Consider the following 21982-nt stretch of genomic DNA (forward strand, 5'->3'; position numbering starts at 1 on the left):
GCTTACGGCGTCACTTGGCCGTAAGCGCGTGTCGCGCCATTGCGGCATGAACAGCCAGCGCCGACCGTGCTCGCATTGTAGAGCTGGCAGGTCTTTACCTGGGTCCGGCAATATTGGCCGAGTTGGCCGGAGGCCTGCGGTCCCGGCGTATAGCCACCGGAATTTTGACCGTAGCCGCCTTGCGCGTAGACGCCAGGGCCATAGCCATTGTCATAGCTGTTATCGTAGCCGTTATCGTTACCAGGATAGTCATAGCTGTAGTACCCATCGTCGTCTGGATAATCGTAGCCGTAATCGTAGGGATAACCATAGCCCCAGCCATAGACCGGGTAGCCCCAGCCGCCGCCGCCATGCCAATGGCCACCGCCGCCTTGCCATCCGCCGCCGTGGCCACCGCCTTGCCATCCGCCGCCCGAATAGCCGCCATGCGGACCACCGGCGAAACTGCCGCCATGAAAACCACCGCCGCTGAAACCACCACCGTGGAAACCGCCGCCACCAAAGCCCCCGCCATGTCCACCACCACCACCGCCGTGTCCGCCACCGAAGGCGAAGGCCGGCGCCGCGATCAGCAATCCAGCAGCGCAAACAAACGCGCGCGCGAAACGAGAACCTTGCATCTTTCCAACTCCAGTCCTTAAACTAGCGCGTGTTGGCTTAGATCAAACGCCGCCTTCGCTAGCTCGCCTATACATGGTCGCAGACTGGCAAAGCGGTAGGGGGCGGAAGGTTCCCGATCATGAGGTAAGCCATATGTGATGCGCGCGCCTTGTGCGTTTGCACACAAATGGAAAGTGAGGCCGCGCCCGTCGCGGGTCAGCGCCGCAGGGTTCGACCGCACGAATAGCGGCGAGGTGCAGGATGGAAAGGATGTTCCGGCGGTTCGTCGCCGCCCTCATCAAGACAGGGTCTCTTGAAATTGAAACGGCCTCCGGCACGCGCTTTCGTGTCGGCGATGGCGACGGCAGCGGACAAGAGCCACGCCTGCGTTTTGCCGACAAGACCGCGCTCGCCGCCGTCCTGTCTCATCCGACGCTCCGCTTCGGCGAGCTTTTCGTGGACGAGCGCGTCGTCGTCGAGAATGGCTCGATCTATGATGTGCTCGCCGTCATCTGCCGCAACATCGACAATCTCGAACGCATCTGGTGGGTGCAGGCGCTTACGACCTGGCATGGCCGTCTTCAGCATATTCTGAAGGGCAATAATTCCACCCGCGCGCGCCGCAACGTCGCGCATCACTACGATCTCGACCGCAGGCTCTATCAGCTCTTCCTCGACGCCGACCTGCAATATTCCTGCGCCTATTTTGAAAAACCCGAAGCGACGCTCGATGAAGCGCAGCTTGCCAAGAAGCGGCATATCGCAGCCAAGCTGCTGATCGAACCGGGCGAGCGCGTGCTCGACATCGGCTGCGGGTGGGGCGGCATGGCGCTTTATCTCGCCCGCATCTGCGGCGCCCGGGTGACGGGGATCACTCTGTCGCGCGAGCAACTCGCCTTCGCGCGCGACCGCGCCACGGAGGCGCGGCAAACCGCGATCGAATTCCGTCTCCAGGATTATCGCGAGATCGACGAGCGCTTCGACAAGATCGTCTCGGTCGGCATGTTCGAGCATGTCGGACCGGAATATTACGACGCCTATTTCCAGCAGGTCGCCAAACTGCTCAATCCCGACGGCGTGGCATTGATCCATACGATCGGGACCGCGCGCGTCCAATACGAGCCCGATCCCTGGATCAACAAATACATCTTCCCCGGCGGCTATATTCCGGCGCTCTCAACGGTCATGCCATCGATCGAACGCGCCGGACTCTATGTGACCGATCTCGAAGTGCTGCGGCTGCATTATGCCGAGACGCTGAGATTGTGGCGCGAGCGATTCCTCGCCCGCCGCGCCGAAGCCTTGGCGCTTTACGACGAACGCTTTTGCCGGATGTGGGAATATTATCTTGCGGCTTCGGAATGCGCCTTCCGCTACACTGGCGAGGCCGTCTTCCAGATCCAGTTGGCCAAAAAGGTCGGGACCGTGCCGCTGACGCGCGATTACATCCTGCGGCGCGAGGCTGAACTGCGGCGGCGCGACAGCACCTCACCGGGGCTGCGGATCGCTGGTTAAAACGTCAGACCGTCAAAGCTGGCGCGAAGCTGAATTGACGAGGCGGGGCGGCATTGCCTTTCGGCAGGGCCGCCCGCAGGATGCCGGGCGATTCTCTTTCAGATGCGCCGAGGCCGCCATGACGACGCCGTACCGCCCGCTGCTGTTCATCGCGACACCCTGTTTCGGCGGTCTCGTCTCGCAACATTACATGCAATCGGTGATCAGCCTCATTCAGTTCGCCGGGCAGACGGGCTTCGATGCGATGCTGGCGCTGCTCGGCCACGATTCGCTCATCACCCGCAGCCGCAACACGCTGCTGACGCAGTTTCTCAACTCGCCGGCCACGCATATCCTCTTCATCGATGCCGACATCTGCTTCGATCCGCAGCAGGTCTACGACATGCTGGCCTTCGATCAGGACTTCGTCGCCGGTATGTATCCGCTGAAGGTGATCGACTGGAGCGCCGCGGCGATGCGGCGGCTGACCACCGGCGAGACCTTGCAGAGCGCCCCCCTGCTCTACGTCGGCACGCCCTGCACTGGCAACGAGATCGAGCGTCAGGGCCGTTTCGCCACCGGTATTTATTGCGGCGGCGGCTTCATGATGCTCAAGCGCCAGACGATCGAGAAGATGATCGCCGCCTATCCCGAGGCGCGCTATGCCGGCGTCCACGCTTATAGCAACGCGAAGGGTGGCGAGAGCTACGCGCTCTTCGAATGCGCGATCGATCCGGAGACCAAAACCTATGTCAGCGAGGATTTCGGCTTCTGCCAGAAATGGCGCGACATCGGCGGCAAAATCTGGCTCGACACCGAAGGCAAGCTGACTCACATCGGCGCCTATAATTTCGTCGGCCAGCCGCAGACGCGATTCCAGGCGGCGAGCTAGCGTCTCGAGCGCCCTGGCTTCAGACTCCGTTGATCTTCGGCATCAGTTTCGGGGCTTCGACGAGGGAAAAATCCCACATCGCCTGAGCCAGCGCGCTCGGCGTCCGGTCGGCGCGGCGGACGATGAACCAGTGCCGCAGAAGCGGCAGGCCGGCGACGTCGAGAATAATCAGCCGGCCACTGGCGATTTCCGCCTCGATCGTATGGGCGGAAAGAAGCGCCAGCCCGAGTCCGGCCATCACCGCCTGCTTGATCGTCTCGTTCGAGCCGATCTCGATATTGACCGTCGGGTGGCGCACCGGCACGTCGGAAAAGAAATAGTCGAAGACCGCGCGGGTGCCGGAGCCCTCCTCGCGGATGATGAAATTCTCCTTCGCCAGTTCCGCCTTGTCGATGTTGCGCCGCCGCGCGAGCGGGTGATCCGGCTCGGCGACGATGACCTGCGGATGCTCACCGATGGTCACGCTCTCGACCGGGAAGTCGGCGGGCGGGCGGCCCATCAGGCAGACGTCGATCTTGTGGTCGCGCAACTGACTGACCATCTCGGAGCGATTGCCGACCGAGACGGCCACTTCGATGCGCGGGTTGCGGCGGGCGAAGGCGGCGACGAGCCGCGGCGCGATATATTTCGCGGTCGAGACGATGCCGACACTGATGCGGCCGCTGTGAAATCCCCGCATGGCGCCGAGCGCCACATCGAGGTCGCTCAAGACGCGCTCGAGGCGATGGGCGGCGCCGACCACCTCTTCTCCGGCGACAGTCAGCCGCAGGCGGCCGTTGGCGCGTTCGAACAAGGCGATACCGGCATCCTCTTCCAGCAATTGAATGCGTGACGTGAGCGCCGCCGGCGTTACGTTAAGCTTGTCGGCGGCCTTGACGATTGTCCCGGCCTCGGCGACCGCGCGGACGCTCTCGAGCTGCTTAATGGTGACGCGCTTCATCCTCTATTATTAGATTTTTTTTGGTGCTATCTCAATATAGATCAGTTTTCTTTTGCCCCATCCGGGCTGACTTCGGGCCATAAGGCTCCAGTTAAAAACGAGCACACAGGGTGGACATGCTCAAAGTCGCGCACAGCAATCATTTGGGAGATGTCTTGCGGGGATTGACCGCGCGCGATGCCGCCTTCGCGCCGATTGCCACGCTCATCCACGAGATCGCGAGCGCCGCAATCGAAATGGCCGATGTGATCGCGCTCGGCGCGCTGAACGGCGACATCGCCGCCGCAGTCGGCGACGTCAACGGCGGCGGCGACGTGCAGAAGAAGCTCGATGTCGTCGGCAACGAGCTTTTCATCAACGCCCTGCGGCGCGCACCGGTCTCGGTCGTGCTTTCGGAGGAGTTGGACGAACCGTTGCTGCTCGATCCCGAGGCACCGCTTGCCGTCGCTATGGACCCGATCGACGGCTCCTCCAACATCAACGCCAATGTCACGATCGGCACGATCTTCTCGATCCTGCCGCTGCTGCCCGAGCGCAGCGACCCGAAAGCCCATTTCCTGCAACAGGGCCGCAATCAACTGGCCGCGGGCTTCGTGATCTACGGGCCGCAGACCGCGATCGTTCTCGCGACTCAGGGCACGACGCAGATTTTCATCCTCGACCGCCGGATCGGAGCTTTTGTGCGCACGCAGGAGCGCGCCGATATTCCGCCGAAGTCGAAGGAATATGCGATCAATGCCTCGAACTACCGGCATTGGGCGCCGTCCGTACGCGCCTTCATCGACGATTGCGTCAAGGGTACTGAAGGCCCGGTCGGGCAGGACCAGAACATGCGCTGGGTCGCCTCACTGGTCGCCGAAGCCTATCGCATCCTGGCGCGCGGCGGCGTGTTTCTTTACCCCGGAGATCTGCGTCAGGGTTACAGCGCCGGCCGCTTGCGCCTTATCTATGAAGCCAACCCGATCGGTCTCATCATCGAGAACGCGGGCGGCTCGGCGACGGATTGCGCGCGCCGCATTCTCGATATCGTACCGACCGATGTTCATGCGCGCACGCCCCTCGTCTTCGGTTCGGCGGACGTCGTCCATCTCGTCACGCGCTATCACACCGATCCGCAATTCTCCGCGGAACATTCGCCGCTCTTCGGGCGCCGTGGCCTGATGCGATTCTGAGCGAGGGGGCGAATGTCGGCCAAGCATCCCATCATCTCGGTTACAGGCTCCTCGGGCGCCGGCACGACCTCCGTGCGGCGAACCTTCGAGCACATCTTCCGGCGCGAGGAGATCGCAGCGGCCTTTGTCGAGGGCGATGCCTTCCACCGCTACGACCGCGAGGAGATGCGCTATGTGATGACGGAGGAGGAAAAGCGCGGCAACATGCATTTCAGCCATTTTGGCCCGAGCGCCAATCTGCTGGATGAACTCGAAGCCGCGTTCCGCACCTATGCCGAGACCGGGCAGGCCAAAACGCGCCACTATATCCACGACGATGCCGAGGCCGAACATTACAGCAGCAAGGCCGGGAGATTCACCGACTGGGGACCGCTGCCGGAAAAATCCGAGGTTCTGTTCTATGAAGGTCTGCATGGCGCGATCGTCACCGATAAAGTGAATGTCGCGCGCTACGCCGACCTGAAGATCGGCGTCGTGCCGGTCATCAATCTCGAATGGGTTCAGAAAATCCATCGCGACAAGGCGGCGCGCGGCTATTCGCAGGAAGCCGTGACGGACACGATTCTGCGGCGGATGCCCGATTACGTGAACTATATCTGCCCGCAGTTCACCGAGACGGACATCAACTTCCAGCGCGTGCCGACGGTCGATACGTCGAACCCCTTCGCCGCACGCTGGATTCCGACCTCGGACGAATCCATGGTCATCATCCGCTTCAAGAATCCGCGCGGCATCGATTTTTCCTATCTGCTGTCGATGCTTTCCGACAGTTTCATGTCGCGGGCGAATTCCATCGTCATCGGCGGCGGCAAGCTCGATCTTGCCATGCAGCTCATCCTGACGCCAATTATTCTGCAACTTGTCGAACGCGCCCGGCGCGCGCTGTGAAGGAGACTTCGATGAACGTGCTCGCCAAGGCTGAGGCTGGCGTCACCCACGCTGAACTCGCCAATGCGATCCGCTTCCTGGCCATCGACGCAGTCGAGGCGGCCAATTCCGGCCATCCGGGCATGCCGATGGGCATGGCCGATGTCGCAACGGTTCTCTTCACCCGGTTCCTGAAATTCGATGCCGCCGATCCGGCCTGGCCCGACCGCGACCGTTTCGTGCTCTCGGCCGGCCACGGCTCGATGTTGCTCTACGCGCTGCTCTATCTCACCGGCTATCCGGAGATGACGATCGAGGAGATCAAGCGCTTCCGGCAGCTTGGCTCGAAGACGCCGGGCCATCCCGAATATGGCCACACCCCCGGCGTCGAGACGACCACCGGCCCGCTTGGCCAGGGCCTTGCCACGGCGGTCGGCATGGCCATCGCGGAGAGGCTGCTTGGCGCGCGCTATGGCGGCGATCTTGTCGATCATCGCACCTATGTCGTCGTCGGCGACGGCTGTTTGATGGAGGGCGTGAGTCAGGAGGCCATCACGCTCGCCGGGCACTTGAAGCTCTCCAAGCTCGTTGTGCTCTGGGATAACAACAGCATCACCATCGACGGCGCGGTGAACCTTTCCGATTCGACCGATCAGGTGGCGCGGTTCAAGGCCGCGGGCTGGGATGCCTGGCACATCGACGGTCACGATCCGCAGGAGATCGCCGCGGCGCTGAGCAAGGCGCAGCAGTCCGACAGGCCCGTGCTGATCGCCTGCAAGACGCAGATCGGCTTCGGTGCGCCGAACAAGGTCGGGACGCATGGCGTGCATGGCGCGGCGCTGGGCGCCGCCGAGGTCGCGGCGACGCGCGAAAAGCTCGGCTGGACGGCGCCGGCCTTCGAGATTCCCGGACCCATTCTGGCCGCCTGGCGCGCGGCCGGAGCGCGCGGCAAGGTCGCGCGGGAGGCTTGGACGGCGCGCCATCTCGGCGAGGCCGCGACGCGCTTCGACAGTGAGACCGCCGGGACGTTGAGCCCGGATCTCGCGGAGACGATCGCGGAATTCAAGCGCGCGGCCAGCGGCGCCAATGCCGCGCAGGCGACGCGCGTCTCGTCGCAGAAGACGCTCGACGTGCTGGCCAAAATCCAGCCCAATCTTCTCGGCGGCTCGGCCGACCTCACCGGCTCGAACAATACCAAGGCCGCCGATATGCAAGCCGTAACGCCGGTGGATTTCTCCGGCCGCTATATCCATTACGGCATCCGCGAATTCGGCATGGCGGCGGCGCTGAACGGTCTCGCGCTGCACGGCGGATTCATTCCCTATGGCGGCACGTTTCTCGTCTTCGCCGATTATGCGCGCCCGGCGATCCGCCTCTCGGCGCTGATGCGCCAGCGCGTCATTTATGTGCTGACGCATGATTCCATCGGCCTTGGCGAAGACGGCCCGACGCACCAGCCGGTCGAAACGCTCGCCTCGCTGCGGGCGATCCCGCATCTTTATGTCTTCCGCCCCGCCGACGCGGTGGAGACGGCGGAGAGCTGGGAACTGGCGCTGCAGCTCAAGCATGCGCCCTCCGTACTGGCGCTGTCGCGGCAGAACCTGCCGGTCGTGCGCACCGCGCATAAGGCCGAGAACTTCTCGGCGCTGGGCGCCTACGTGCTGCGCGAAGCGCCGGGCGAACGCGATGTCACGCTTCTCGCCACAGGCTCGGAAGTCTCGCTCGCGGTCAAGGCAGCGGAGCAGCTTGCGGCGCAGAACATCAAGGCGGCGGTGGTCTCCATCCCCTGTTTCGAGCTCTTCGCCGAGCAGGAGCCCGGCTATCGTGCGGCTGTCCTCGGCCAGGCGCCGCGCATCGGCATCGAGGCGGCCCTGCGACAGGGTTGGGGCGCGGTGCTGGAGCCGCAGGATTTCTTCATCGGCATGACGGATTTCGGCGCCAGCGCGCCGGCTGCCGATCTCTACAAATTTTTCGGCATCACGGTAGATGCGATCGTGCAGGCGGCGCGGGCCGCCGCGGGGCATGGAACCGTAAGCTGAGAGATTCACTTTTGCGTGGGGGCGCCGACAGGATTCAAGGAGTCGTAGGATGAACGTACTCGATAAAAAGGCGCCCGCCGACGGAAAGCGCAGCCGTTACGCCGCCGGCGTGATGGAATATCGCGAGATGGGCTATTGGCAGCCCGATTACGCGCCGAAGGACACCGACATCCTCGCCGTTTTCCGGATCACGCCGCAGGATGGCGTCGATCCTATCGAAGCCGCCGCCGCCGTCGCCGGCGAGTCCTCGACCGCAACCTGGACCGTCGTCTGGACCGACCGGCTGACGGCCTCCGAGAAATATCGCGCCAAATGCTACCGTGTCGATCCCGTCCCCAACGCCCCCGGCTCCTATTTTGCCTTCATCGCCTATGACCTCGATCTTTTCGAGCCGGGATCGATCGCCAATCTCTCCGCCTCGATCATCGGCAATGTCTTCGGCTTCAAGCCGTTGAAAGCCCTGCGGCTCGAGGACATGCGCTTCCCGGTCGCCTATGTGAAAACCTTCCAGGGGCCGGCGACCGGCATCGTCGTCGAGCGCGAGCGGCTCGACAAATTCGGCCGGCCGTTGCTCGGGGCGACGGTGAAGCCGAAACTCGGCCTCTCCGGCCGCAATTACGGCCGCGTCGTCTATGAGGCGCTGCGGGGCGGCCTCGACTTCACCAAGGATGACGAGAACATCAATTCGCAGCCGTTCATGCATTGGCGCGAGCGCTTCCTCTATTGCATGGAAGCCGTCGCCAAGGCCGAAGCCGCGACCGGCGAAACGAAAGGTACCTACCTCAACGTCACCGCCGCGACGATGGAGGACATGTACGAGCGCGCCGATTTCGCCAAGCAGCTCGGCTCGGTTATCGTCATGATCGATCTCGTCGTCGGCTATACGGCGATCCAGTCCATGGCCAAATGGGCGCGCCGGAACGATGTGGTCCTGCATCTGCATCGCGCCGGACATTCGACCTATACGCGGCAGAAGGCGCATGGCGTCTCGTTCCGCGTCATCGCCAAATGGATGCGCCTCGCCGGCGTCGACCATATCCACGCCGGCACGGTCGTCGGCAAGCTGGAAGGCGACCCCAACAATGTGCGCGGCTATTACGACATCTGCCGCGAGGATTTTAACCCGGTTCAGCTCGAACACGGCATCTTCTTCGATCAGCACTGGGCCTCGCTCAACAAGCTGATGCCCGTCGCCTCGGGCGGTATCCATGCCGGACAGATGCATCAATTGATCGATCTGCTGGGCGAGGATTGCGTGCTGCAATTCGGCGGCGGCACGATCGGCCATCCGATGGGGATCGCGGCCGGCGCCACCGCCAATCGCGTCGGACTTGAAGCGATCATCTTCGCCCGCAATGCCGGCCGCGACATCCGCACCGAGGGCCCGCAAATTCTCGAAGATGCGGCCAAGCATTGCCTGCCGCTGCGCCAGGCGCTCGACACCTGGAAAGACGTGACCTTCAACTACACCTCGACCGACACGCCGGATTTCGTGCCGACCGCGACGCCCGCCTTTTGAGGAGAAATGCGATGCGCGTGACTCAAGGCTGCTTCTCATATCTGCCGGATTTGACCGACCCGGAGATCCGCTCCCAGGTGCAATATTGCATCGACAAAGGCTGGGCGGTGAACGTCGAATTCACCGACGATCCGCACCCGCGCAATACCTTCTGGGAGATGTGGAGCCTGCCGGCGTTCGACGTCAAGGACGCGGCGGCGATCATGCTGGAGCTCAACGCCTGCCGCAAAGTGCATGGCGGGAGTAAATATATCCGCCTCTGCGGCTTCGACAGCACGCATGGCTGGGAAAGCGTGCGCATCTCCTTCCTCGTCGGGCGGCCGGATGAGGAACCCGGCTTTGTCCTGACACGCAACGAGGGCGGCGGCCAGACGATCCAATATACGCTCCAGGCGCGCCCGCTCGCGGGCGCGAGCCGGTAAAGCAAAGAATGGCCGAGCCCGAGACCAGCGCGCCTCCACAAGCCGCGACCGCGATCGACCTGCATAAGGAGCTGGCCGAGACACAGGTCGCCGAAGTGCTCGACGAGCTTGATCGCGAACTCGTCGGCCTCGTGCCGGTGAAAACCCGAATTCGCGAGATCGCCGCGCTGCTCCTCGTCGACCGGGTGCGCCGAAGCATGGGCCTCGTGGCCGAGACGCCGACGCTGCATATGAGCTTCACCGGCAACCCGGGCACCGGCAAGACGACGGTGGCGCTGCGGATGGCCGAAATTCTCTACAAGCTCGGCTATATCCGCCGCGGCCATCTTGTCTCCGTCACCCGCGACGATCTTGTCGGCCAATATATCGGCCATACGGCGCCGAAGACGAAAGAAGTATTGAAGAAGGCGATGGGCGGCGTGCTGTTCATCGACGAGGCCTATTATCTCTACCGGCCGGAGAACGAGCGCGACTACGGCCAGGAGGCCATCGAAATCCTGCTTCAGGTGATGGAGAACCAGCGCGACGATCTGGTCGTCATCTTCGCCGGCTACGCCGACCGGATGGACAAATTCTTCCGCGCCAATCCCGGCTTTCGCTCACGCATCGCCCATCACATCGACTTTCCCGACTACAGCGACGCCGAATTGATGGACATCGCCGAATTGATGCTCACATCGCTGAGCTACCATTTCGACGCGGGCGGGGCGGCGGCGTTCCGCGACTATATCGCCGCGCGGCGCAAGCAGCCGCATTTCGCCAACGCCCGCTCGATCCGCAATGCGCTGGACCGGATGCGGATGCGCCAGGCGAACCGGCATTTCGCCCGCCCCGGCCTCGTCACGCTCGACGATCTAACGACGATCACCGCGGAGGATGTGCGCGCCAGCCGCGTCTTCAGTCAGGACGCGGCGAAGCCGGACTGACAGGGCTTTCGCGCCGCAGGCACCAGAGAACGGAATCGATCCAGATCGACGACGTCGTCCATGTCTTCAACGCGCCGCGAGCGTCCTTGCAGTTCTCTTCGAGACGATAATCCGACCCGACAGGCGGCCGCACGGTAAGATGCGCGAAATTCAGTTCCGCGAGCCACTTGCCCGGCGAGTGCTCCGGCAGCTTGGCCGCAAAATCGCGCAGAATCTGCCGGTCCGAAAAACTGTTAACGGCATCGGCGTGGCCGTAATATTGGATGACCCCCAGCTCGCCGATTATCCGATATTCATGCGCCGGCATATTGGCGTTGAGCCATTCGCCGATGGCGCGATATTGCGCCACCGTTCCGAGATTGGTGTGGATCGGCATCTGCTTGCGCGCAAGCGCCGCCTCGGCGCACGTGACCGCGCCCGCGAGAGCCAGAATCGCGGCGAGCCCGAGCGCAGCGAGACGGGCCGCATGGCCCTCGCGTGTCAGCACAACGAGGCCGCCCGCGCCGATCAGCGCAAGCGCGCTGATGAAGATGCCGTAATACCAATGATAAGGCGGCAGATTGAGGAGGCTGTAGGCGGCGTAATGCACGAGTGCCAGACCGCCGGCGAGGACGACGAAAGCGCGCCAATCCCTGTTGGTTTTGGCAAGCGGCAGCGCGAAGGGAATGAAGAGAGCCGGCGCGAGGGAAAGCAGCGTCGCCAGCGGATATTTGAAATAATAGAGCACGAGCCCGTTGGCGAAGGAGAAATCGTGCCAGGCGGCTTCCTTGCGCTTGATGAAATAAGTGTCCGGGATCGCCGAGCCGAGATAGAGCCATGAGACGAAGCCCCAAGCGCCGACGACGATACCGAAGCCGACAAGGACTTTGACGAAGTCCAGCCCCCGTTTCTCCCAAACCATGAGCGCGAAGAGCGGCGCAAGCAGCAGAACGCCGTCGGGCCGCGCGAGCACGAGCAATCCGGCGGCAAGTCCGAGCAGGAAATAGCGCGCGGCAAGAAAAGCGATCACGCAACCGAGCAGCACCGCGACGAAGAGATAAGTCTCAAGCCCGGAGGTGGAGATGAGCAGCGGATTGGTGAACAGCGCGAGCGTGCCGAGATAGGCCCAAAGATCCGAGCCGAAAACGCGGCGCGAGAGGAACGTCAGGGCGCAGAAAATCACGACGGCCAGCACACATTCGAAGACATAGACCGCCCAGACACCGGGAAAGCCGAGTTTGATAAAACCGCTCAGCAGAAGAACATCGAGCGGCGAGGTCGCGGCATTGGAGACAAAGCCGGGGTGCATCCCCCAGGTGCCGCTCGCCGCGAAGCTACGGGCGTAAGCCAGCGCGATGTAGGCGTCATCGACATAAATGTCATGAAACAAGGAAAGAAACGCGCAAAGGGCGAGGAGAAACGCAAGCGCCGGCGCGAAGCGCGCTGCCGGATGGCTATAGTCGAGCCGTTCTGCCATGAAACACATTCTCGCGTGGCGCGGAATGGAAGCTCGCGCGCGAAAGTCGCGTCAATTCGTGTAATCTCTAATCATTAAAGCCCGGTTGTACCAACCGGCGGTGGCACGCAGAGCGTTAGAGGTTATCGCGCGGGATGGAAACCTTCTTGACGATTGGGATGGTACTCTCCGGCCTCTTCTTCGGCTGGGCGATCGGCTCGCATTACACCGGCGCCACAATGGGAATGGCGTATGGCGCTGGCGTCGTGAAAAAGCCGATGACGGCGCTGGTGCTGATCGCCTTTTTCGTCATCCTCGGCGCGACTTTCGAGAGCCATCACGTCGTCGAGACGGTCGGTACCGGCATTATTCCGGCGGGCTCAATGACGCCGCTCGGCGGCATGGTGATGATGTTCACAGCGGCGCTGGTGACCGCAGCCAACACCTATATGAAATGGCCGGTCTCGACCTCGCAGCTCGCCTGTTTTTCCGTCGTCGGCGCCGGGCTCGGGATGGGCGCGCCGGTCAACTGGTCGACCACGATCATCTTTCTCTTCGCCACCTGGATCGGCACGCCCATCGCCAGCGCCCTGCTCGGCTTCCTGCTGACACGCCTTGTCGATCTCGCCATGCGCGGCCGTGCGGAGATCGCAACGCGCGTCCTGCGCTGGGCGTTGCTCGCGGGCTGCTGCTATGCAGCCTATACGCTCGGCGCCAACAACACCGGCAATGCCGTCGGCGTCCTCTACGGGCTGAAACTCGCGACGCCTCTGAAGGCGGGCGTCATCGGCGGTCTCGTCATGGCCCTCGGCGCCTTGACCTGGGGCCGGCCGATCCTGGAAAAAATGGGCAAGGGGATCGCGCAGCTCGATCTCGATATGGCCGTCGGCGCCAAATTGGCGCAAAGCGTGACGGCGCATACCGCCGCGATGCTCGGCTACCCTACGTCGATGAACCAGGCGCTGATCGGCGGCATCGCCGGCGCGAGCCGTGCCCGCGGCCTTGCCTCGCTGAACCGGCGCGCTCTGACGGAAATCGTCTTTTCCTGGTTCTTCACGCCGATCCTCGCCGGCTTCGCCTCGTACCTGCTCTATCTCTTGGCATCCAAGGCGCTCGGCGTCCGTTAAGCGCGCACGCCGCGGCTGCGCCCCTCATAGAGCCAGGCGGCGATCGTGCTGGCGAGCAGGAACAAGAGCCCAAGGAAGCCGATGGCCAGCGGCGCGATGCCGATGCCCGTCACTTGCGCGGCATCGGTGCGTTTGATCGCGGCATAATCCGAGCCGCCATAGACCGGGCTCGAATGCATCGCCACGATCCGCGGCAGGCTCACATCGCTGCTACCGCTCACGCCGATGCGCCGGACCGTGCCGCCTGTCGCCTCAGCCAGCGGCCGCAGCTTCTCGGCCGTCGAGACGACTTCCTGGAATTCGCGCGGATTTTCGGGGCCGACATTGACGAGCGCGCTCAAGGCGCCGTCCGTCACCCGATAAAGCCCGAGCTCCGAAACCTTGATCGTCGCGTGGGAAAGACCCGGTTGCGTGGGCGCGAGCGTCACCGTCGTTTTCTTGCCGGACGGCGCGAAGACCTCGACCGGCGGAATCTGATCTTTCAGGCTCTGACGCTCGATCGTCAATTCCTCGCCGTCCGCCGTGGCGCGCAGTGCCTCTTCCTCAAGCTCCGGCTCCTTCATCAGCCAATGCGCCAGACGCCGCAGCAGAGCGAGATGCGGGCCGCCGCCTTCAAAGCCGCGAGCCCAAAGCCACATCTGGTCCGAGAGCAAGAGCGCCACGCGCCCCTTGTCCTCATGCGAGAGCACGAGCAGCGGCTTGTTATCGGCACCGGAAAGGACGCTGGTGCCCCGATTGACGTTGGCATCAACCTGCCGGAACCAGCGGCTCCAGGCCGGCGGCGTCTCGTCCGACCCCGGCAAGCCGCGCGTCACCGGATGTTTCGCACCGATCGCCGTGATGGCGGGGCGGAACGCTTCCTGGATGACGTTGCCGGAGGGCTCCGCCGGCGCGAGCGCGCCGAGCGGCGAATAATAGATGCCGTCCGGCGAGGCGAAGTCCGGCCCCGCCGCGATCATCAAGGCGCCGCCGGCGCGCACATAGCGCACGATGTTTTCGAGATAGACGGAGGGCAGGATCGCCTGATTGGAATAGCGATCGAAGATGATGAGATCGAAATCGCTGATCTTGCGGCCAAAGAGATCGGCGGTCGGAAAGGCGATGAGCGAAAGCTCGTTGATCGGCGTGCCGTCCTGCTTCTCCGGCGGCCGCAGAATGGTGAAATGCACGAGATCGACATTGGCGTCGGACTTGAGCAAGTTGCGCCACATGCGCTCGCCCTGGTTCGGCTCACCCGAGACGAGCAGCACCTTGAGCTTGTCGCGCACGCCATCGATCGTCAGCACCGCCTTGTTGTTGATCGCGGTCAACTCGTCGGGCAAAGCCTCGACTTCAAGCTCGACGACGTTGGGACCACCGTGCTCGATCTTGACCGGCACGCTGATCGTCTCGCCGATGGCGGCGGTCACGTCAGCAATGGGATTGCCGTCGCGGCGCACATGCAGCACCACGGGCTCCGTGCCGTTCGCCGTATCGAGCACGCGCAATTCGAGCGTCACATCCTTGCCGACGATGCCGAAGCGCGGCGCGGTCACAAGTTCGATGCGCCGGTCGCGCTCGCCCTCGTGTCCGGTGATGAAGGCGTGCAGCGGCGCCTTGAAGCCAAGCGCCGCGACATTCGCCGGAATGTCATGCACGATGCCATCGGTAATCATGAAGACGCCGCCGATCCGTTCGGCCGGCACATCCGCCAGCCCTTCGTTCAACGCCGAGAAAAGCCGCGTGCCGTTGTTCTCGGTATCGTCACGGCTCGCTTCGATGGTGCGGATATCGACATCGCCGAGCGCCTGAAGCCGTTTCTTCAGATCGGCGAGCGCCTTTTGCGTCTGCTGCGCACGATTACCGATCGTCTGGCTGCCGCTCTCATCGACGACGATGGCGACGACGTCCCTCAGCGGCTTGCGATTCTCGCGTACCAGCGAGGGATCGGTCAGCGCCAGCAGCACAAGGCCAAGACCCAGTGCCCGAAGCAGCGCGCCGCGACGGCGACTGAGAAGGCCGAGCACGGTGACGGCCAGAGCCAAAGCCGCGAAGACCCAGAGCACGGCCGGCGGCAGCAGCGGCGCAAAGGCGAGGGAATAAGCGCTCATTCACCCGCAGAGACCGCACTCTGCCGGCATTTTCAAGGCCTTTTAGACCCGTGTCCCGGCGCAGGGCACGACGGCATAGGACGAGATGCGGTGCCAGATATATTTGTCCGGCTCTTCCGTCATGTGGAAATTGGGAACCGGCGGAACCCAATATTCCGGCCGCAGATCAGTGGGGATGGCGCTGCCCTGATAGACCGGCGCGACAACCCAGGCGGGCGCATCGGGGCGGGCGCAGAGCCGCACAATCGCCTGCGCGGTCACCGGCATCAGTTCCGCGCTTGAAAGATTGTGGACGATCGCCAGCGCTTCCTTTTCGACAAGCTTGTCGTCGATGAGAAATTGCGTGCGGTCGCGCCAGGTGCGCGCCAGCGTGGGCGAAAAGATCGTGCTGACGCCTTGCTGCGGCGAGGCCCATTGCGGGCGCCCCGTGAGGAACCAGGCTTCCGTCTGGCCGCCGAGCCAAAGAATTTCGCCGTCCCTGCCGGCCAGAAGCTGCATCAACTCCGGCGGATGGCGATTGCTGTCGATGAGCTTCTGAAACGCCGAACGGTCGTCCCAGAAATGCCAGACGGCAATTGCAAGGCCGAGCGCCGCGGCGGCTTCGACGGCCGCGGCAAGACGCGACGAACCACGCAGGCTCAAAGCAACAGCTGCGGCGGCAATCGGCAGAGCGATATAGCGCCGGTTGTTCCAGAAGAGGCCCGTGCCGCCCGGACCCTGCGCCGGGATGCTCGAAAGGAAGGCCCAAAACCTTTCGATGTAGAGCCCGTTGAGCAGCAGCCCATAGACCGCGACGCCGACCCAGGCCGCAACGACAACGCGCCATGTCGCGATCGGCGCCAAGCGCGCGGCGTTGAAATGAACGAGAAGCGCCAGCGCCGACAGCGCCACGACGCCCGCAAGATTGTCATAGGCCAGCCATGCCGCCGCAAGGAGCGCGAGCACGAGATAGCCGGCGGGGCCCTTCTGCGGCAGTTTGAGCGCGCAGAGCGCCAGCGCGGCGGCGCCCATCGCGGCCAGCAGCCAGCCCATGCGCCAAAGCTGCGCCTGGATGACGAGCACGATGGAGAAATAATCGCCGAACAGCGCCTGCGCCGCGATGCCGCCAACGCCGACGAGAATCACCGCCAGCAGGATTTTCCTGTGCCGCCCCGCGAAGAAGCTCGCAGCGACGATGAGGGTCGCGGCCTGCAGGACGATCGGTGCGTAGGAAGCGAGAGACCAGCGTGTCGGGAACAGCATGGCGCTGCGCGTTTGCGCGAGGGCTTTCAGGTCCGGAGCCATGACGCGAAAGAGCCGATCGAACAGCGGCGCGCCGAGCGCGGCGGCGATGAAGACGGCGGCGAACGCCAGCAGCGCGACGAGCAGCCAGCGGCGATCCTCGGAGCAGAAAACGATGGCGAAGACGCCCCAGCCGGCGAGGGCCATCAGCGGGTGTAACAATGTCGCAAGCAGCAGCAGACCGGCGCTCAACACAGACTGCCGCGCGGCAAGTGCCGCCAAAGCGCCAAGCACCAGCGCTTCGGCGAAGGGACGCGGCACGCTCTGGATTTCCGAATAGCCGAAATGCCAGATCGAGCCATAGAAGGTCGGCAGTACCGCGACGAAGATGATGACGACCGGCACGAGGCGCCAGGCGACAAATTGGCGGGCGAAAAGCGCCAGCGCCGACATCCACGCCGTCATGGCGAGAAGCGCGAGCAGCAGCACCGTCTCCGGCGTGCCGAGCGTGCCGATGAGACGGTCGAGCAGCAGCGGGAAGAGACTGAAGCGCGATTGCCCGTCGTTGACGAACATCACGTCGCGCCCGATTCCCGTCGGATCGAGATCGGCGAGCGCACGGCCGACATAGACGTTGGTGTCGCCGAATATGCCCTGATAGCTGTGCGTCAAAGCCCACAGCGCGACGGCGATGAGCGCCAGAAGAACGCCGCTGTTCTGGAGGGCAACGCCGAAGATCGATGCTGAGGAATAATGCGCGCTCCTGGCTACGGCAGCCTTTTCGGGCTTTGTCCGATCCCGGGCATCCTCGAAAGAGACGGCCGTCCGCGCCCTCATCTGACGCCGGCCGCCTCCGAGACGAACAGCAGCGTTCGCCGGGCGAGAAAATTGAAGCTGAACACGCAGCCCGCCGTCGGCGCCTTGGCGAGAGCGACCGGCAGTCCGGCGAAATGCACGAAGCCGAAGAGCAGGCCCTGATTCAGCGCGAGCCCGAGAAAACCGATCGCGAAAAAGCCCAAAGCCTCGGCACCGAAGCTGCGTTCGCGGCGGCCGCGAAAAACGAAGAGAACGCTGCCCGCATAGGCGAGCAGCATACCGAGCGTGAAACTTGTCGCGGCGGCGATCTGATAATTCATGCCCGCCTTGACGAAGGTGACAAGCAGACCCCAATCGAGCGCCAGTGCCGCGGCGCTGACGAGGCCATAGCCAAGAAGATCGGAGACGAGGAGGCGCAGTTTTGCGCGCCGCGTGCCTGGCGCCGCATCGGAATCTTGTCGGGGCAGAGTGTCGCTGACAGCGCTCATGCTCAGGCCGCCGCGCGCTTCGGCACGAGACGCAGGCTCTTCAGCGCCTCCTGCGCGCCGGAGGTTCCGGCCTCGCCATATTCGGCGTCCTCGTTTACCTGCCACACGTCGTAAAGCTCTTCGCCGGCAACGATGTTCGCGGCGGTGAGCATGCCGGTCATCATCGCATGATCCTGATTGTTATATTTGTGCATGCCGTTGCGGCCGACGAGATGCAGATCGGGATAGGAGAGCTTCAGCTCGCGCCGGATCTCCTTGATGTGATCGGCATAGGCATCGTCATAGACGGGATAGGCCTTCTTCTGCCGCACGACGCAGGCATCGCGCACGTCGGCCGGGTCCATGAGGCCGATCTCGCCGATCTCGCGCGTCGCGCGGGCGATGAGTTCCTCGTCCGACGCATTCCACAGCCCGTCGCCCTCGAAGCAGAAATATTCGAGGCCGAGGCAGATCGATGTCTCGTCCGGGAGCATTTCCGGCGACCACGACCGGAAGTTCTGCACCCGGCCGACCTTCACCTTCGGATCGTGGATGTAAACCCAATTGTCGGGCAGATCGCTCTTGCTCTCGCCGATGAGGACGACTGTGAGGAAGTCGCGATATTTCAGCTCGCGCGCATGGAGCAGTGTCAGCGGCGTCGGCTTCAGTGCGGCGATCAATTCGCGCACCGGCGCCGAGGAGACGACATGCGCGGCTTCATAATGCTCGACCTGGCCATTGCTGGTCTCGACCGCGACCGACCAGAGCCCGTTGTGCTTGTCGTAGGCGAGCGAACGTAGCTTGCGATCCATGACGATCTCGCCGCCAAGCTCTTTCACCTTGCGGGCGCAGGCCTCCCACATCATGCCGGGGCCACGGCGCGGATAGCGGAAGGATTCGATCAGGCTCTTGGCCGAGGCCCCGCCCGCCGCGCGCCAGCCGAGCGAACGGCGCAGGCCATCGACGATAGCGCCGCCGAGACTCAGGCCCTTGATGCGCTGGGCCGCCCAATCGGCCGAAATCTCGTCGCAGCTCATGCCCCACACCTTCTCGGTATAGGTCTTGAAGAAGATCGAGAAGAGCCGCTCGCCGAACTGGTTGCGCACCCATTGATGGAAGGTCTTCGGGTCCTTGACGGGAAAGGCGCGGGCATAGGCGAAGGAGGCAAGGCACAGCGCGCTCTGGAACGGGCCGAGCTTGCTCAGCGCCTCGAAGGCTTTCAGCGGATAGGAGAAGAATTTGCCGCGATAATAGATGCGCGAGAGGCGCGGCCGCTCGATGAAATCGTCGGGCAGGATCTCGTTCCAGAGATCGACCACTTCCTTGGATTTCGAGAAGAAGCGATGGCCGCCGATGTCGAAGAGATAATCCTTGTAATGCGCCGTGCGGCTGATGCCGCCGACATATTCGGGGTCCTGCTCGAAGACGAGGACGCTCTTGCCCGCCTTGGCGAGGCTATAGGCGGTGGTCAGCCCCGCGGGACCGGCACCGATGACCAGGGCGTCGAGCTTCTTCAAAGGCTTCTCCCGTATGCCTGTCGCAGCGGAGGGAGAAGACCATGAATAGGTTAAAACGGGCTTAGGCGGAACATAGAAAGACCCGCCAACTCGGAGGCAGGCGGGGAACAGTCCCTTAACCAGTCAGGGGCAGCCCGAAAAGGCCCGCGCCTGCCCTCAATTGTCCAGGAAGCTCCGCAGCTTGCGGCTCCGGCTCGGGTGCTTCAGCTTACGCAGCGCCTTCGCCTCGATCTGGCGAATGCGTTCGCGCGTCACCGAGAATTGCTGGCCGACTTCTTCCAGCGTGTGATCGGTGTTCATGCCGATGCCGAAGCGCATGCGCAGCACGCGCTCCTCGCGCGGCGTGAGCGAGGCGAGCACGCGCGTCGTCGTCTCACGCAGGTTCGACTGGATCGCCGCGTCGATCGGCAGGATGGCGTTCTTGTCCTCGATGAAATCGCCGAGATGCGAATCCTCCTCGTCGCCGATCGGCGTTTCGAGCGAGATCGGCTCCTTGGCGATCTTCAGCACCTTGCGCACTTTTTCGAGCGGCATGGCGAGCTTCTCGGCCAGCTCTTCCGGTGTCGGCTCGCGGCCGATCTCATGCAGCATCTGGCGCGAGGTGCGCACGATCTTGTTGATCGTCTCGATCATATGCACCGGGATACGGATGGTGCGTGCCTGATCGGCGATGCTGCGGGTGATCGCCTGACGAATCCACCAAGTCGCATAAGTCGAGAATTTATAGCCACGGCGATATTCGAACTTATCGACCGCTTTCATCAGGCCGATATTGCCTTCCTGAATCAGGTCGAGGAATTGCAGGCCGCGGTTGGTGTATTTCTTGGCGATAGAGATGACGAGGCGCAGATTCGCCTCGACCATTTCCTTCTTTGCCTGACGCGCCTCGCGCTCGCCCTTCTGCACGACATGCACGATCTTGCGGAATTCCGCCGCCTCGACGCCGGTCTCCTTGCTGAGATCGTGAATCTCGCCGCGGAGTTCGCGAATATGATCCTTGCGGCGGGTGACGAAATCCTTCCAGCCGCGACCGCCGAGCTTGGAGACGCGCAGCAGCCATTTCGGATCGAGTTCGGAATTATGATAATTCTTGAGGAAGTCCTCGCGCGCGACGCCGGATTCCTCGGCAAGACGCAGCAGCTTTGTCTCGAGGCCGATCAGCTTCTTGTTGATGTCATAAAGCTGCTCGACCAGAACATCGATGCGGTTCTGGTTGAGCGACAGCGATTTGACGTCGACGACGATGTCTTTCTTCAGCGCCTTGTAGCGGCGCTCCTGCGCCGGCGTCAGCGTCTCGTTCTTCAGCTTGCTCTCGACATTCTGCACCTGAAGCTTGTTGAGCTTCTTGTAGGCGTCGGCGATGCGATCGAAGGTTTCGAGCACCTTCGGCTTCAGCTCGGCCTCCATCGCGGAGAGCGATACGGAATTCTCCATATCGTCCTCTTCATCGAAGTTCTCTTCCGGGATCGGCGGCTCGGCCTCGTCGTCGCTCGCGGCGCGAAGCCCGGCCGGCGGATTGATCGGCGCCGTGGCGGGCGCGCGTTGCGCGACCTGCGCCGCCAGCGCCTCCTGCGCGCCGGGCGCGGTCATGTCGATCTTCGGCGTGTTCTTGCCGTCCGGCCCCGCATAGGTCGCTTCGAGATCGATGATGTCGCGCAGCAGAACCTTGCCGTCGTTCAATTCGTCGCGCCAGATGATGATGGCCTGGAAGGTCAGCGGGCTCTCGCAAAGACCGGCGATCATCGCTTCGCGGCCAGCTTCGATGCGCTTGGCGATGGCAATCTCGCCCTCGCGCGACAGCAATTCGACCGAGCCCATCTCGCGCAGATACATGCGCACCGGATCGTCGGTACGGTCGGCGGGTTCGGATTTTTGGGTGGCGACCGCCTTGGACTGGGTGATCTCGACGAGCTCGCCGCCCTCGATCTCTTCCTCGGCCTCTTCCTCGGAATCAGCCTCCTCGGCTTCCTCAGCCTCGACGACATTGATGCCCATCTCGTTGAGCATCGCCAGAATGTCCTCGATCTGCTCGGAATTGACTTCCTCCGACGGCAGCACCGCATTCAGTTCGCGATAGGTGACGAAGCCGCGCTTCTTGGCGAGCTTGATCATCCGCTTGACGGCGGCATCCGACAAATCGAGCAGCGGGCTGTCGGCAGTCTCTACAGCGGTCGTGCCTTCGGCTTCCGTCTTCTCGTTATCTTTTTTGGCCATCGAATCCTCATTTGTCCCGGCGGCCATAGCCGCCGCGCCGAAATGCGCCGTCCGTCCCTGGCGCAACAGTCCAATAAGTTGGAGCGGTACGCCGCCCCGATGTCTTGCCGCGAAGTCTTGCCGCGATGTCTTTAAGCGGGAGTCATCTCCCCGCCGAATCAAATAGCGCTTTGTCCGCCCGAAATGGAGAATGCCCCCTGCGATGGACGATTGAGCCTTAAAAT

Annotated in this window: 17 protein-coding genes; 9 read left to right on the forward strand and 8 right to left on the reverse strand. The window is 63.2% G+C overall.

What is annotated here, in order from left to right:
* Positions 1–2: 2 nt before the first annotated feature.
* Complete coding sequence (locus tag CWB41_RS16110) at positions 3–620, reverse strand: hypothetical protein (RefSeq protein ID WP_165203860.1); 618 nt, start codon at positions 618–620, stop codon at positions 3–5.
* Positions 621–861: 241 nt separating this feature from the next.
* Here CWB41_RS16110 and CWB41_RS03495 point away from each other — a divergent pair, with 241 nt between their 5' ends.
* Positions 862–2115 (forward strand): cyclopropane fatty acid synthase, encoded by a 1254-nt coding sequence (locus CWB41_RS03495; protein ID WP_115837266.1) that lies wholly within the window; start codon positions 862–864, stop codon positions 2113–2115.
* A gap of 118 nt (positions 2116–2233) precedes the next feature.
* On the forward strand, positions 2234–2986 hold the full coding sequence (locus tag CWB41_RS03500) for a hypothetical protein (protein WP_115837265.1): 753 nt from the start codon (positions 2234–2236) through the stop codon (positions 2984–2986).
* Between the two features lie 19 nt (positions 2987–3005).
* Here CWB41_RS03500 and CWB41_RS03505 read toward each other — a convergent pair whose 3' ends face one another.
* The gene (locus tag CWB41_RS03505; protein WP_115837264.1) at positions 3006–3926 is read right to left on the reverse strand and encodes a LysR family transcriptional regulator; all 921 of its coding nucleotides are present in this window, start codon (positions 3924–3926) and stop codon (positions 3006–3008) included.
* 116 nt (positions 3927–4042) lie between these two features.
* Between CWB41_RS03505 and CWB41_RS03510 the strand changes: the two genes are divergently transcribed.
* From CWB41_RS03510 to cbbX, 6 genes are read left to right on the forward strand one after another with little or no spacing between them, the layout of a single operon-like run.
* Positions 4043–5098, forward strand: a complete 1056-nt coding sequence (locus tag CWB41_RS03510) for a class 1 fructose-bisphosphatase (RefSeq protein WP_115837263.1) — start codon at positions 4043–4045, stop codon at positions 5096–5098.
* Between the two features lie 12 nt (positions 5099–5110).
* Entirely contained in the window at positions 5111–5986 is an 876-nt protein-coding gene (locus tag CWB41_RS03515; RefSeq protein ID WP_115837262.1) for a phosphoribulokinase, read from the forward strand.
* Between the two features lie 11 nt (positions 5987–5997).
* Positions 5998–8004 carry a transketolase gene (tkt, locus tag CWB41_RS03520; protein WP_115837410.1) on the forward strand — a complete coding sequence of 669 codons (2007 nt, stop codon included), beginning with the start codon at positions 5998–6000 and terminating at the stop codon, positions 8002–8004.
* A 49-nt stretch (positions 8005–8053) separates the two neighbouring features.
* Complete coding sequence (locus tag CWB41_RS03525) at positions 8054–9523, forward strand: form I ribulose bisphosphate carboxylase large subunit (protein ID WP_115837261.1); 1470 nt, start codon at positions 8054–8056, stop codon at positions 9521–9523.
* 11 nt (positions 9524–9534) lie between these two features.
* Entirely contained in the window at positions 9535–9945 is a 411-nt protein-coding gene (locus CWB41_RS03530; protein WP_115837260.1) for a ribulose bisphosphate carboxylase small subunit, read from the forward strand.
* An 8-nt stretch (positions 9946–9953) separates the two neighbouring features.
* Positions 9954–10871, forward strand: coding sequence for a CbbX protein (gene cbbX, locus CWB41_RS03535; protein WP_115837259.1), 918 nt, complete (start codon positions 9954–9956; stop codon positions 10869–10871).
* On the opposite strand, the gene CWB41_RS03540 is transcribed toward cbbX, so the two are convergent.
* Positions 10843–12327, reverse strand: coding sequence for a hypothetical protein (locus CWB41_RS03540; RefSeq protein ID WP_115837258.1), 1485 nt, complete (start codon positions 12325–12327; stop codon positions 10843–10845). The genes cbbX and CWB41_RS03540 overlap by 29 nt on opposite strands.
* A 146-nt stretch (positions 12328–12473) precedes the next feature.
* On the opposite strand from CWB41_RS03540, the gene CWB41_RS03545 reads away from it, so the two are divergent.
* A complete protein-coding gene (locus tag CWB41_RS03545; protein WP_165203966.1) occupies positions 12474–13433 on the forward strand; it encodes an inorganic phosphate transporter in 960 nt (319 codons plus the stop codon).
* Here CWB41_RS03545 and CWB41_RS03550 read toward each other — a convergent pair.
* The 5 genes from CWB41_RS03550 to rpoD form a co-directional block, all read right to left on the reverse strand.
* Positions 13430–15523, reverse strand: a complete 2094-nt coding sequence (locus tag CWB41_RS03550) for a hypothetical protein (protein WP_115837256.1) — start codon at positions 15521–15523, stop codon at positions 13430–13432. The two genes, CWB41_RS03545 and CWB41_RS03550, sit on opposite strands and share 4 nt — an antisense overlap.
* 42 nt (positions 15524–15565) lie before the next feature.
* Positions 15566–17581, reverse strand: coding sequence for a hypothetical protein (locus tag CWB41_RS03555; RefSeq protein ID WP_115837255.1), 2016 nt, complete (start codon positions 17579–17581; stop codon positions 15566–15568).
* The gene (locus tag CWB41_RS03560) at positions 17578–18048 is read right to left on the reverse strand and encodes a GtrA family protein (RefSeq protein WP_115837254.1); all 471 of its coding nucleotides are present in this window, start codon (positions 18046–18048) and stop codon (positions 17578–17580) included. The genes CWB41_RS03555 and CWB41_RS03560 overlap by 4 nt, the downstream gene beginning before the upstream one ends.
* Before the next feature lie 2 nt (positions 18049–18050).
* Positions 18051–19544, reverse strand: a complete 1494-nt coding sequence (locus CWB41_RS03565) for an NAD(P)/FAD-dependent oxidoreductase (protein WP_115837253.1) — start codon at positions 19542–19544, stop codon at positions 18051–18053.
* 156 nt (positions 19545–19700) lie between these two features.
* On the reverse strand, positions 19701–21758 hold the full coding sequence (gene rpoD, locus CWB41_RS03570; RefSeq protein WP_115837409.1) for an RNA polymerase sigma factor RpoD: 2058 nt from the start codon (positions 21756–21758) through the stop codon (positions 19701–19703).
* Positions 21759–21982: the final 224 nt, after the last annotated feature.

The organism is Methylovirgula ligni (assembly GCF_004135935.1).
GTDB lineage: Bacteria > Pseudomonadota > Alphaproteobacteria > Rhizobiales > Beijerinckiaceae > Methylovirgula > Methylovirgula ligni.